Source organism: Micromonospora sp. DT63, from assembly GCF_049841615.1.
GTDB lineage: Bacteria > Actinomycetota > Actinomycetes > Mycobacteriales > Micromonosporaceae > Micromonospora.
On the sequence record NZ_JBNCKQ010000005.1, the window covers coordinates 45,410 to 58,532 of the forward strand.

11 protein-coding genes and 2 tRNA genes are annotated in these 13,123 nt (G+C 71.5%); 9 read left to right on the plus strand and 4 right to left on the minus strand.

Annotated features, from left to right (window positions below; genetic code table 11):
- Positions 1-25 precede the first annotated feature (25 nt).
- The 3 genes from ACLQ27_RS19230 (at position 26) to ACLQ27_RS19240 (ending at position 4,154) form a co-directional block, all read left to right on the plus strand.
- Positions 26-2,134 (plus strand): ThuA domain-containing protein, encoded by a 2,109-nt coding sequence (locus ACLQ27_RS19230; protein ID WP_425867935.1) that lies wholly within the window; start codon positions 26-28, stop codon positions 2,132-2,134.
- 296 nt (positions 2,135-2,430) lie between these two features.
- Positions 2,431-2,934, plus strand: coding sequence for a sensor histidine kinase (locus ACLQ27_RS19235; RefSeq protein WP_357496349.1), 504 nt, complete (start codon positions 2,431-2,433; stop codon positions 2,932-2,934).
- Between the two features lie 212 nt (positions 2,935-3,146).
- Complete coding sequence (locus tag ACLQ27_RS19240) at positions 3,147-4,154, plus strand: sugar phosphate isomerase/epimerase family protein (protein WP_234584387.1); 1,008 nt, start codon at positions 3,147-3,149, stop codon at positions 4,152-4,154.
- 79 nt (positions 4,155-4,233) lie between these two features.
- Here the strand turns inward: ACLQ27_RS19240 and ACLQ27_RS19245 are convergent, their stop codons facing one another.
- Positions 4,234-4,638, minus strand: a complete 405-nt coding sequence (locus tag ACLQ27_RS19245; protein WP_234584388.1) for a hypothetical protein — start codon at positions 4,636-4,638, stop codon at positions 4,234-4,236.
- Between the two features lie 293 nt (positions 4,639-4,931).
- Between ACLQ27_RS19245 and ACLQ27_RS19250 the strand changes: the two genes are divergently transcribed.
- From ACLQ27_RS19250 to ACLQ27_RS19275, 6 genes are all read left to right on the plus strand, one after another.
- Positions 4,932-5,004, plus strand: a tRNA-Asn gene (locus ACLQ27_RS19250).
- 411 nt (positions 5,005-5,415) lie between these two features.
- The gene (locus ACLQ27_RS19255) at positions 5,416-7,539 is read left to right on the plus strand and encodes an MMPL family transporter (protein WP_425867938.1); all 2,124 of its coding nucleotides are present in this window, start codon (positions 5,416-5,418) and stop codon (positions 7,537-7,539) included.
- A complete protein-coding gene (locus tag ACLQ27_RS19260; RefSeq protein ID WP_425867940.1) occupies positions 7,529-8,767 on the plus strand; it encodes an NAD(P)/FAD-dependent oxidoreductase in 1,239 nt (412 codons plus the stop codon). Before ACLQ27_RS19255 ends, ACLQ27_RS19260 begins: the two co-directional genes overlap by 11 nt.
- Before the next feature lie 54 nt (positions 8,768-8,821).
- A complete protein-coding gene (locus tag ACLQ27_RS19265; protein WP_425867942.1) occupies positions 8,822-9,769 on the plus strand; it encodes a hypothetical protein in 948 nt (315 codons plus the stop codon).
- Positions 9,766-11,454 (plus strand): insulinase family protein, encoded by a 1,689-nt coding sequence (locus tag ACLQ27_RS19270; protein ID WP_425867943.1) that lies wholly within the window; start codon positions 9,766-9,768, stop codon positions 11,452-11,454. The genes ACLQ27_RS19265 and ACLQ27_RS19270 overlap by 4 nt, the downstream gene beginning before the upstream one ends.
- 61 nt (positions 11,455-11,515) lie before the next feature.
- Positions 11,516-11,592 (plus strand) — tRNA-Ile (locus tag ACLQ27_RS19275).
- Positions 11,593-11,664: 72 nt separating this feature from the next.
- On the opposite strand, the gene ACLQ27_RS19280 is transcribed toward ACLQ27_RS19275, so the two are convergent.
- From ACLQ27_RS19280 to ACLQ27_RS19290, 3 genes are read right to left on the minus strand one after another with little or no spacing between them, the layout of a single operon-like run.
- Positions 11,665-12,117 carry an SUKH-3 domain-containing protein gene (locus ACLQ27_RS19280; protein WP_357575061.1) on the minus strand — a complete coding sequence of 151 codons (453 nt, stop codon included), beginning with the start codon at positions 12,115-12,117 and terminating at the stop codon, positions 11,665-11,667.
- A complete protein-coding gene (locus tag ACLQ27_RS19285) occupies positions 12,117-12,635 on the minus strand; it encodes a hypothetical protein (RefSeq protein ID WP_357575062.1) in 519 nt (172 codons plus the stop codon). The genes ACLQ27_RS19280 and ACLQ27_RS19285 overlap by 1 nt, the downstream gene beginning before the upstream one ends.
- The gene (locus ACLQ27_RS19290) at positions 12,628-13,122 is read right to left on the minus strand and encodes a hypothetical protein (protein ID WP_357575063.1); all 495 of its coding nucleotides are present in this window, start codon (positions 13,120-13,122) and stop codon (positions 12,628-12,630) included. Before ACLQ27_RS19290 ends, ACLQ27_RS19285 begins: the two co-directional genes overlap by 8 nt.
- Position 13,123 lies beyond the last annotated feature (1 nt).

A 13,123-nucleotide genomic window follows, 5' to 3' on the forward strand; every position in this document is an offset into this window, starting at 1 on the left:
TTCCCACCGTCGATAGGAGAGCGACATGCGCAGACTCCTGCGAACCGTCCTCGGCGCCACCACCGCCGTCCTCGCCGTCATCGCCTGCACCACCCCCGCCACCCCGGCCAGCGCCGCCGACGCCCCGTACGACGTGCTGGTCTTCTCCAAGACCGCCGGCTTCCGGCACGACGCCATCCCGGTCGGCATCCAGACCATCCGTGACCTGGGCGCCGCGAACAACTTCACCGTCACCGCCACCGAGGACGCCGCCGCGTTCACCACGAGCAACCTCGCCCAGTACGAGGCGGTCGTCTTCCTCAACACCACAGGCGACGTGCTCAACGCCAGCCAACAGACCGCCTTCGAGTCGTACATCGCCTCCGGTCGCGGGTACGTGGGTGTGCACGCCGCCGCCGACACCGAGTACGACTGGCCGTTCTACGGCAACCTGGTCGGCGCGTGGTTCGCCTCGCACCCGGCCATCCAGCAGGCCAACATGAAGGTGGAGGACCGGGGCCACGCCGCCACCGGTCACCTGCCGCAGACCTGGACCCGCACCGACGAGTGGTACAACTACCGCACCAACGCCCGGTCGACCGCGCACGTGCTGGCCACCCTGGACGAGTCGTCGTACTCCGGCGGCGGCATGGGCGCCGACCACCCGCTGAGCTGGTGCAAGAGCTACAACGGTGGCCGCTCCTTCTACACCGGCGCGGGGCATACCCAGGCGTCGTACGCGGAGCCGAACTTCCGGAACCACCTGCTCGGCGGCATCCGGTACGCCTCCGGTCGGAGCAAGGCCGACTGCCGGCCCGAGACCGGCTACACCCCGCTCTACAACGGCTCCACCACCGGCTGGTCGCAGGCCGGGCCGGGCAACTTCACCAACTCCGACGCCACCCTCACCTCGGTGGGCGGCATGGGCCTGTACTGGTACAGCGCGAAGCAGTTCACCAACTACTCGCTGAAGCTGGACTGGAAGCTGGCCGGCGACGACAACTCGGGCGTGTTCATCGGCTTCCCGCCGTCGAGCGACCCGTGGTCGGCGGTGGACAATGGCTACGAGATCCAGATCGACGCCACCGACGCGGCGGACCGTACCACCGGCTCGGTCTACACCTTCAAGTCCGCGGACCTCGCGGCCCGCGACGCGGCGCTCAACGCGCCGGGGGAGTGGAACACCTACGAGCTGCTGGTCGAGGGCGAGCGGCTCCAGATCTTCCTCAACGGGGTGAAGATCAACGACTTCACCAACACCAATCCGGTACGGTCGCTGGCCGGCCACATCGGCATCCAGAACCACGGCACCGGCGACGACGCCTCGTTCCGCAACATCCGGATCAAGGAACTGGGCACCACGCCTCCGCCGACCGGTACGATCCAGGCCGAGGCGTTCAGCTCCGCCAACGGCGTCTCCGCGTTCACCAAGGCGGGTGCCAACGGCGGCCAGACCGTCGGCTACATCGACCCGGGCGACTGGGCGGCGTACAACGGCGTGGACCTGACCGGCGTCACCTCGTTCACCGCCCGGGTCGTCTCCGGCGGCGCGGGCGGCACCATCGCAGTCCGCACCGGCTCGGCCACCGGTCCGGTGCTCGGCACGGTCACGGTGCCCAACACCGGCAGCTGGACGACGTTCGCCAACGTCACCGCGTCGTTGTCCAACGTCCCGTCCGGCGCCCAGAACCTCTACCTCACGTTCGGGGGCAGCGGCACCGGGCTCTTCGACGTGGACGACTTCACCCTGGTCAAGGGGACCGGCGGCAGCACCGGGGTCGGCCCGGTCAAGGGCCTGGGCGGCAAGTGCCTCGACGTGCGCAGCGGCGCCACTGCCGACGGCACCCAGATCCAGATCTACACCTGCAACGGCAGTACGGCGCAGACCTGGACCGTGACGCCGAACTCGACGATCAAGGCGCTGGGCAAGTGCCTCGACGTGTCCGGCGGCGGCACCGCCGACGGCACCAAGATCCAGCTCTGGACGTGCAACGGCACCGGCGCGCAGAACTGGGCGGCCCAGTCCGACGGCAGCCTGCGCAACACGGCCTCGGGCAAGTGCCTGGACGTTTCCGGCAACAACTCGGCCGACAGCACCGTCGTGCACCTCTGGACCTGCAACGGCGCGGCCAACCAGAAGTGGACCCTGCCCTGACCTGCCAACCGCACCGAGCCCACCAGGCTCACTGAGCGCGCAGGGGCCGCCGGTCGCGGCCGACGGCCCCTGCGAGCCACCCGCTCCCGACGCCGCCCGCTCAGCGACACCGGACGCGCTCCGCCTCACCGGGCGCGTCCTTGGCGAGGCCGATGTCACCGAAGAGGCGTATACCTGTGAGTCATAGATATGACTCACAGGTATACGCCTCTCGATGGTCGGAGCCACCGGTGCGGTGGGGGCGTTGTGTGGACGCCGCGGGCCCGCTCTCAGGAGCCTGCCGTACCTTGACCAGCATGGGGCGTTTCGCGCGATGGCGCCGGATGGCGCGGACCCAGGGGCACCGCCTGCGCGCAGCGCTGCACCGGGCCGAGGAGCCCGACCCGTTGACCGGGCCGGCTCCCAGCCTGAACCGTCTCGACGCGCTGGCGGAGGGCTTCGCCGCGGGCCAGCCCGTGCGCTGGAGCCTCGGCGGGGCACCCCGGCCGCTGCCCGGCGCGGTCGACGTGGCGGCGTACCGGATCATCGAGGAGTCGCTGGCCGACGTGCGCCGACACGCCCCCGGCGCGGCGGTCGCGGTCCGGCTGCGCTACGACGCCGAGGGCATCACCATCGAGGTACGCGACGACGGCGCCGGTGCCGCGACGCCGGCCGGGGAGACCCGGGGCGTCGGGCGGGGGCTGGCCGCGGTGCGCGGGCGCACCGAGCGGGCCGGCGGCACCTTCTCGGCCGGCCCGAATCCCGGCGGCGGGTTCACCGTCCGGGCGGTCCTGCCCGCGCCCGAAGAAGCGGCCGAGTGACCCTGCGGGGCTTTCGCGATGACCCCGGCGGAAATAGGGTGGGGGCGGCGACCGTGACGGTGGCCGGTGGCTCGGTGGGAGGCGCAACCCGTCGGGCTCAGGTGCGCTCGGCACCCACCGGTGTTCCGCCTCGGTGCCACGCACCGGTCTGACCGGTCACCCTCGCCCCGGTCCGCACAACGGAATCCCCATCACATCAGGGGAGAAGGACAATGGCGCGACCCATCACGCTCTTCACCGGCCAGTGGGCCGACCTTCCGTTCGAGGAGGTCTGCCGGCTCGCCTCCGAGTGGGGCTACGACGGCCTGGAGATCGCCTGCTGGGGCGACCACTTCGAGGTCGACAAGGCGCTCGCCGACGACTCGTACGTCGACCGCAAGCGGGAGACGCTCGCGAAGCACAACCTTCAGGTCTTCACGATCTCCAACCACCTCGTCGGTCAGGCCGTCTGCGACCATCCGATCGACGAGCGGCACCAGGACATCCTGCCCGCCCGGATCTGGGGCGACGGGGAGCCCGAGGGGGTCCGCCAGCGGGCCGCCGAGGAGATCAAGGACACCGCGCGGGCCGCGGCGAAGCTCGGGGTGAAGACCGTCGTCGGGTTCACCGGGTCGTCGATCTGGCACACCCTGGCGATGTTCCCGCCGGTGCCGCCGTCGATGATCGAGCGCGGCTACCAGGACTTCGCGGATCGGTGGAACCCGATCCTCGACGTGTTCGACGAGGTCGGGGTGCGGTTCGCGCACGAGGTGCACCCCAGCGAGATCGCGTACGACTACTGGACGACCAAGCGGACGCTGGAGGCGATCGGCAACCGGCCCGCGTTCGGGCTGAACTGGGACCCGTCGCACTTCGTCTGGCAGGAGCTGGACCCGGTGAACTTCATCTTCGACTTCGCCGACCGGATCTACCACGTCGACTGCAAGGACGCGAAGGTGCGTACCGGCGACGGCCGGCGCGGCCGGCTCGCCTCGCACCTGCCCTGGGCCGACCTGCGCCGCGGCTGGGACTTCGTCTCCACCGGCCACGGCGACGTGCCCTGGGAGGACTGCTTCCGGGCGTTGAACGCGATCGGCTACACCGGCCCGATCTCCGTCGAGTGGGAGGACGCCGGGATGGACCGCCTGGTCGGCGCCCCGGAGGCGCTGCAGTTCGTCCGCCGGCTCGCCTTCGACGCCCCGAGCGCCGCCTTCGACGCGGCGTTCAGCAGCAAGGACTGACCACAGCTCGGACAGACCACGGGCCGGTCGCCTCTCGGCGACCGGCCCGTCGACGTGCGATGGGTCTGCGTGCGATGGATCAGAGCGTGCTGGCGTTGGTGCCCGAGCCGGACGGCTTGGTGCGGGGGTTGGTGGCCGACGGCGACCCGGAGGTCGTGCCGACCGAGCTGCTGCCCGCCTTGGCGCCCACGGTGGCGGGCGTGCCGGCGAACGCGTCGTCGGCGGCGGTCAGCTCCTGCTTGCCGGTGCTCCCGTTGCCGGTGCCCAGCTTCTCGCCCAGCTTGGTCTGGCCGAGCTTGTCCTTGCCCTCGCTGTAGAGCTTGTTGGCCTGGGCCTGCGCGACCCCGGCCGCCTCCTGGACGGTCGGGTGGTCGAGCACCTTGCGGCCCCGGACCACGAGCTCTTCGTACTTCTCCCGGCCGGCACGGGCGCCCAGGACGAATCCCGCAGCCAGCCCGCCAAGAAACATGATCTTTCCGCGCATGGCGGCTCCTTCCGTACCTGACGCGCCGTCGCGCCGGCGGGTTGCCCCGTCGGGCGCGACAAATTCGCGCCTGCGTCCTCTGTCCGCAGCTAACTACCCATCCTGCTCCCCGCTCAAGCCTGCTTGTGCCGGGATGGCGATTTGCCCCGATTGCGATCCGGCCGTGGCGCTGACCTGCGAATCTGGATCAAGGGCCGATGCCTGTGGAACCCACTGGACCACCACCGGGGAATGTCCTGTACTCTTGTCCCGTCGCACGGCACCGGCGAGATCCGGTTCCAGGCGGTGCACGATCCCCTGTAGCTCAATTGGCAGAGCAGCCGGCTGTTAACCGGCAGGTTATTGGTTCGAGTCCAATCGGGGGAGCTTCTCCACCAACGCCCGTCGGCAACACGCCGACGGGCGTTTCTGCTGCCCCCCGCGCCTCCGCCCCCTGCCTCCGCGATCTTGCACTTACTGTCCCGGCATAAGGGGCGCTCTGCGCATATCCACGACCGAAACTGCAAGATCGGCGCGGGTTCTGAGGCCGCGACTGTGCTGGCGGGGTGGGTCGGTATTCGCGGCAGCAACTTCGGGGATGTTGCTGTCTCCCGCGTGCCTGAGGCAGCAACATCCCCGAAGTTGTGACGATCTTGGGGCGGCGGCGCGGCGTGCGTGGGGGGCGTGGGCGGAATGGGGGGTTTGGGCTGCTTGTGGGTCTCGTGCCCGGCAGGATGGTCGATGTCGACCTAGACTCCAGCTGCGTCGATTGATGCGTCGATTCTTGGGGTGATCGCAATGTCGGGACGAGGCGGCTTCGGCCGGGCCACACTGGTCGCGGTGGCGGTCGTGCTGGCCTGGCTGGTGATCGGCGGTGTGGCCGGCCCGTACGCCGGACGTCTCAGCGAGGTCGCCACCAACGACAACGCCGCCTTCCTGCCCACCGACGCCGAGGCGACCCGTGCCCAGGACCTCGCCGCTGGGTTCGTCGACCGGGAGACCGTGCCGGCGCTTGTCGTCTACGAGCGGTCGTCGGGGATCACCGACGTGGACCGGCAGCGGGTGAGCGCCGACGCCGCCCGCTTCGCCCAGGTGCCGGGCGTGGTCAACCCGCTGCCCCCGCCGATTCCCAGCGAGGACGGCCAAGCACTCCAGGTCGTCGTGCCGGTGGACGACGCCGAGGGCGAGGAGATCGGCTCGGTCGTCGAACAGTTGCGCGACATCGCCGGCGGCGACCGGGACGGGCTCACGGTGGACGTCGCCGGCCCGGCCGGCCTGCTCGCCGACCTGATCGAGGTCTTCTCCGCCATCGACGGGCCACTGCTGCTGGTCACGCTCGTGGTGGTGCTGATCATCCTGCTGATCGTCTACCGCAGCCCCGTTTTGTGGATCTTTCCGCTGCTGGCCGCCGGAATGTCGTACGCGCTGGCCTCGGTCTTCGTCTACCTGCTCGCGGACGCCGACATCGTCAAGCTCAACGGCCAGGCGCAGGGCATCCTCACCGTGCTGGTCTTCGGCGCCGGCACCGACTACGCGCTGCTGCTGATCGCCCGCTACCGCGAGGAGCTGCACCGGCACGACCGCCCGTGGGACGCGATGCGTGCCGCGTGGAGGGGTGCGGCTCCGGCCATCATCGCGTCGGGCGGCACGGTCATCGTCAGTCTGCTCTGCCTGCTGCTGTCCAGCCTCAACTCGAACCGGGCGCTCGGCCCGGTCGCCGCCATCGGCATCGCCGCCACCCTGCTGGTGATGCTCACCTTCCTGCCGGCGCTGCTGGTGCTCGGCGGCCGGTGGGCGTTCTGGCCCCGACGGCCCCACGTCGACCAGGCCGACCCGCGGGCCGAGCACGGCATCTGGAGTCGCATCGCCGGTTTCGTGGCCCGGCACGCCCGACCGATCTGGCTGAGCACCGCAGTCGTCCTGGCTCTCCTCACGCTCGGCCTGACCCAGCTCGGCGCCACGACCCTCGGCCAGTCCGACCTGTTCACGCAGCGCACCGACTCGGTGGACGGTCAGGACGTCATCGCCCGGCACTACCCGGCCGGCACCGGCAGCCCGGCAACCATCTTCGCCACCGAGCAGAGCGCGCGGCAGGTGGCGCAGGTGGCCCAGGGCGTACGCGGCGTCGCGGACGTCCGTCCACTCTCCAACGGCCCGCAGACCGGCCCACCCGAGCAGAATGCCCCGCCGAAGGTCGTCAACGGGCGGGTGCAGCTGGAGGCGACGCTCGCCGACCCGCCCGACAGCGACGGGGCCGAGCGGACCATCCGCGACCTGCGGGTGGCCGTACACCAGGTGCCCGGCGCGGACGCCGTCGTCGGCGGCTTCACCGCCATCAACGTGGACACCTCCGACGCCGCGAAACGCGACCAGAACGTCATCATCCCGGTGGTGCTGGTGGTCATCGCGGTGATCCTGGCCCTGCTGCTGCGGGCCCTCCTCGCTCCCGTGCTGCTCATCGGCACGGTGCTGCTCAGCTTCGCGGCGACGCTCGGTCTCTGCGCGCTGCTGTTCCGCCACGTCTTCGACTTCCCCGGCGTGGACTCGTCGTTTCCGCTGTTCGCGTTCGTCTTCCTGGTCGCCCTCGGGATCGACTACAACATCTTCCTGATGAGCCGGGTCCGCGAGGAGTCGGTCAAGCGGGGCACCCGCGCCGGTGTGCTCGCCGGGCTCGCCGTCACCGGCGGGGTGATCACCTCCGCCGGCATCGTGCTCGCCGCGACCTTCTCCGCCCTGGCCGTCCTGCCGCTGGTGGTGCTCGTCGAGCTGGGCACGGCTGTCGCGATCGGGGTACTGATCGACACGATCATCGTCCGGTCGCTGCTGGTGCCGGCGCTCGCGTACGACATCGGGCCGAAGATCTGGTGGCCGGGCCGCTTGTCCCGGGCGAACGGTGAGCGGGAGGCGCGCGATGCTGGCTGAGACCGACGTGGTGGTCGTCGGCGGCGGCCTGGCCGGCCTCGCCGCCGCCCGCCGGCTGCACCGCGCCGGCGTGCCCTGGCGCCTGCTGGAGGCCGGCGGCCGGCTGGGCGGCCGGGTCGCCACCGACGTCGTGGACGGCTACCTGATCGACAGGGGTTTCCAGGTGCTCAACACGGCCTACCCGCGGCTCGGCACGCTGCTCGACACCGACCGGCTCAACCTCGGCTACTTCACGTCCGGGGTGCTGGTGCGCCGGGGCGACGACCTGCTGCGGCTGGTCAACCCGTTGCGGGAGCCGGCCGGCGGGCCGCGTACCGCGCTGGCCGGCGTGGGCTCGCTGCTCGACCGGCTGCGCTTCGCCGCGCTCGCCACCGGCTGCGCCACGCTGCCGGTGTCCCGGCTGCTCACCGCGCCGGAGACCAGCGCCGAGACGGCGTTGCGCCGTGCCGGTCTCTCCGACGCGATCATCGAGGAGCTGCTGCGGCCGTTCCTGTCCGGCGTGTTCATCGACCGGGAGCTGGCCACGTCCAGCCACGTGCTCGCGATGGTGCTGCGCTCATTCGCCCGTGGTCGGATCGGCCTGCCCGCCGAGGGGATGGCCGCGCTGCCCCGGGCCATCGCCGACCCACTGCCCACCGACCTGCTCGACCTGGACACCCCTGTCGCGCAGGTCGCGCCCGGCCTGGTCCGCACCCAGGCCGGCGACATCCGCTGCCGGGCCGTCGTGGTCGCCGTCGATCCGCACGCCGCGCCCGCGCTGCTGCCGGCTCTGGCGACGGTACGCATGCACAGCTACACCACGTACTACCACAGCGCGCCCGAGCCGCCGCTCGCCGAGCCGATCCTGCTCGTCGACGGCGACCGGCGGGAGATCGTCGCGAACACTGTGGTGCTCAGCAACGCCGCCCGCACCTACGCGCCCGCCGGACGGCACCTCGTGGCCACGTCGGTGGTGGGTCCCACGGCCCCGCCCGAGTCGACCATCCGGGCCGAGTTGACCCGGCTGTACGGTCGATCCACCACCGACTGGACCCACCTCACCACAGTGGTCGTTCCGGACGCGCTGCCCGCCGCGCCGCCGCCGCAGGGGCGGCTGCGCAAGCCCGTCTCGATGGGGGAGGGGCTGTTCGTGGCCGGTGACCACCGCGACAGTCCATCGATCCAGGGCGCTCTCGCCAGCGGCTGGCGTGCCGCCGGGGCGGTGCTCAAGGAGTTGCGCGCCGGCTGAGCCCGCCTCGAACGAGGACACCGCAGCCGTAGTTGATCACCTATGATCGCCGCCATGCCCGCCCCCCTCCCGGCACCCACCTTCGATGCCGCTGCCGCGTACCCCGAGGTCAACGACCTGCGCAAGGCGCTCGACGCCGCCGACTGGCCCGCCGTCCGGGCCGTGTTCGCCGACCGGGACCCCGCCTTTCACACCCTGCTCGTCAGGGAGGCCGGCGACCACGCCGCGTCCGCGGCGTTCCTGCACCGCGTGTACGACGACGACAACACCGACCGGCTGGCGGGCACCCTGCACGGCACGCACCTCATCTGCGACGGCTGGCGGATCCGCAGCTCCTACCGGGCCCAACACGTCAGCCGGTCGCAGTTCGAGCAGTTCCACGAACACCTGCGTCGCGCCGAGCAGGTGCTCATCGACGTCACCGCCAGGTACCCCGACGACGCGGCCGCCTGGACGCAGCGGATCACCATCGCCCGGGGTCTGCAACTGGGCCAGAACGAGGCACGCCGCCGCTACGACCGGCTCGCCCAGCAGCACCCCCACCACGCCCCCGCACAGGCGGCCCTGCTCCAGCAGCTCTGCCCGAAGTGGAGCGGCGACTGGGACCGGGCCTTCGCGTTCGCCCGCGAGTGCGCGCAGGCCGCGCCCGCCGGGGCGCCCAACGCCGTGCTGGTCGCCGAGGCGCACCTGGAACGCTGGCTGGACTTCGACACCGACCGGGAGCGCACCGCGTACGTGCGCAGCGCGCCCGTCGTGGACGAGGTGATGCAGGCCGGGCAGCGATCCGTGCTGCACCCGGACTTCGTCGACCGGCCGGGCTGGGTCTGGATCCGCTCGACGTTCGCGCTGATGTTCAGCCTCACCGAGCAGTGGCCCGCCGCCGCCAGCCAGTTCACCGCCCTGGGCAACCTGGGCACCGAATACCCCTGGGCCTACGTCGACGACGCCGAGGGCTTCACGAAGTACCGCGCCAAGGCGTACGCGAAGGGTGGCCAGTCATGATCCAGCACCTGGACGTGGACGGGGTGCCCACGCTGCTCGCCCCCACCGGTGGGCCGATGCGCGCCGGGCTGACCTTCCGGGTCGGCACCGCCGACGAGACGCTCAGCCGCGCCGGCATCACCCACCTCATCGAGCACCTCGCGCTCGCACCGCTCGGCCTGGCCGACTATCACGTCAACGGCGTGACCGCCCCGGCGTTCACCATGTTCCACACCCAGGGCTCCGAGGCGGACATCGCGGCGTTCCTGACCGCCGTCTGCGGGCACCTGGCCGACCTGCCGGTGGCGCGGCTGGACGTCGAGAAGGACATCCTGCGCACCGAGTGGAGCAGCCGGGGCGCCGCCGCGATCGACGACATCCCACTGTGGCGACACGGCGCGCGGGACTTCGGGCTCAGCAGCTACCCGGAGTGGGGCCTGGGCGCGCTCACCGCCGACCACCTGCGCGAGTGGGCGGCCCGCTCGTTCACCCGGGAGAACGCGGTGCTCTGGATCGCCGGCGACCGGGTGCCCGCCGGGCTGCGCCTCGCGCTGCCCAGTGGGGTCCGGCAGCCGGTGCCGGCGGTCTCGTCGGCGCTGCCGCAGACCCCGGCGTACTTCGTCAGCGGCGCCCGCGCCGTCGTGCTCGACTCGGTGGTGCGGCGCAGCACCGCTGCGACCGTCTTCTCCGGCGTGCTCGAGCGGGAGCTGTACCGGTCGCTGCGCCAGGAGTCGGGGCTCTCCTACACCACCACCACGGGGTACGAGCCGCGCGGCGACGGGTACGCCACGCTGCGGGCGCTCGCCGACGCGCTGGCGGAGAAGCAGGACGCCGTGCTGGGCGGCTTCGTCGACGTGCTGGCCAAGTTGCGGGTCGGGCGGATCGAGCAGGCCGACCTGGACGCCACAGTCGCCAAGCGGCAGGACGTGCTCGGCACCGCCGAGGTCGACGCCGCGCGCCTGCCGGGGTACGCCCTCAACGTGTTGACCGGCGAGCCGAACCTCAGCATCGACGAGCACCGGGCCGAGCTGAAGGCCGTCAGCCTCGCCGACCTGCACCAGGTGGCCGGCGAGGTGACGTCGTCCGCGCTGCTCATGGTGCCGGGCGGTCTCCGCGCCGACTGGGCCGGCTTCGTCGCGGCCCCCACCCACTCCAGCGACACCGTCGACGGCACCACGTACGCGGCGAAGCAGGGCGCTGGCGCGCTCCGCATCGGCGTGGACGGGGTGACCTACCTGGGCACCGACGGGCCGCTGACCGTCAGGTACGCCGACTGCTCCGCGATGCTCGCCTGGCCCGACGGGGCGCGGCAACTGATCGGCGCGGACGCCATCGTGCTGCACGTCGAGCCGACGATGTTCAACCTGCACCCGGCGGCGCTTCCGGTCATCGACGCCCAGGTGCCGGCCGACCGGCACATCGCCATGCCGGCCCGCTCGCCGGACGCCATCCCGCAGCCGTCGGCAGCCGAACAGCCGGCCGCGACGCCCGCCGACCGCCCCTGGTGGGAGATCGCGGCGATCGTGGTCAGCGGCGTGGCCGTCCTGGTGGTGGGCGCGGTGAGCCTGCTGCTGACGTACGTCATGGTCGCCGCCGGCACCGAGCCGGGCGAGGAATGGTTCTGGGGCGTCATCGTGGTGGGCTGGCTGCTCACTGTTATCCTCGCGTTGCCCATCGTGCTGCTGTGGCGACGGCGGCGGGGATGAGGCGGGGCCACACCGGTGCTGGCCCGTGATCCACCGAGCGGGATAAGATCCGCGCGGTGTCGGGGCGGTAGCTCAGCCGGTTAGAGCAGGGGACTCATAATCCCTCGGTCGCGGGTTCGAGTCCCGCCCGCCCCACCAGTACGGATACGAACGGGGGTCCAAGACCCGCGAAGCCGCAGGCCAGGGCTTGCGCCGAGGGCCCGGCACCCGTCACTGCCCGGCCGGGGCCTCTTCGCCTTCGAGCAGTCGGGCCAGGCCGGTCAGGCCGGGGCCGATCCGCTTGATCTGGTCGTTGAAGAGCAGATGGATCGTGCCGTCGGCATCCATGGCCAGGCTGGCGTGCCCGTCGTGCTCCTCGCCGAGGGGGTAGAGCTGACCGGCGGTGGGTCCGGAGAGACTGTCGAACCACACCTTCTGACCGAGGCACAGCGTCGGGTCGAGGCGTACGCCGATGCGGGCGGAGTCCCGACCGGGACCGCTCACCGGGACGACGAGTCCACCGAACTCGGTCAGGAAGGCGCGAGCGGGAGCGTGCATGGCAAAGCCCTCCGGGGCGAGCGCAGACTCCCACTCGTCGACGTCCACCCGGCGGCGTGGCGTCCAACCTGCCGTCCTGAGTGTCTGGGCCGCACGGTCCGGCAGTGCGCGGTCGTCTCCCCGCATCACAGCACCTCCCTCAGGTCGAACTCGTTGCGCAACGCCTTACAACTGTTGCAGCACGGGTTGTGCGCCCCGTGGCCGGGGTTGCCCGGTGCGCGGATCCGCGCGGCGCCGATCGCGCCACCACGCGGGTCGACGCCACGGTCCAGCAGCTTCGACAACGACTGCGGTAGCGCACAGTTTCCGTGCCACGGCGCGCGAAGGTTCTGCGGTACGCGGTCGAGCGCGCCGGCCACCTCGCGGTGGTGCGGATAGATCTTGTCGGGGCCGTCGCTCACCGACACGGCGGTGTGCCGCCCGTCCGCAGTGGTCACGGCCTCGGCGGTGCCATTGACCCGACCGTTGCGCTGCTGGCGGTCGGCCTCCTGGCGGGCGCGGTAGGACGCCTGCCGGGCGGGAGAGGCGTTCCTGGTGGGGCGTGCGCCCGGATCGCCACGGCGTCGACGCTTGACCTTGCGCAGGTCCCTGACCCATTCCCGGGCGAACTTCGCGGCCATCTTGCCGGTGCGGTTCTTACCCATCGGCCAACCGCCAGAGGGCCTCCTGCATCAGATTGCCGACGATGGTGCGCGTCAGTGTCTGGAACACCGGAATCTCCAGCAGCGACGCACCGAACGTCGGGCCGGCGGTGGCGATCGCCTGCGCGATCTGGATCGCCAGCAGGGTCAGTTGCACAATGACCGCGATCTTCAGGGCCAGCACGATCGCGGCGCAGATCATGAGCCCGGCACCGCCGACCACGGCGCCGGTCCCGTTGCTCTGCAGGCTGTCGATCGGGCTCTCCTGTTGGCCCCACCAGGCCCGGAATGCCTCGATGTCGACACCCTCGTTGCCGGTCAGCGCGTTCCTGGCGGCCGTCTCCGCCTGCTGGACGAACTCGGCCACCTCATTGCTGAATTCGCACCACGCCTGGCCGAGCTCGAAGAGCTTCTGTTCGTCCGAAGCCGGCCAGGTGTAGCCCAGGATGTCGAGCAGGCTGCGCAGCTCGCCCGGAATCTGCAGACCCACG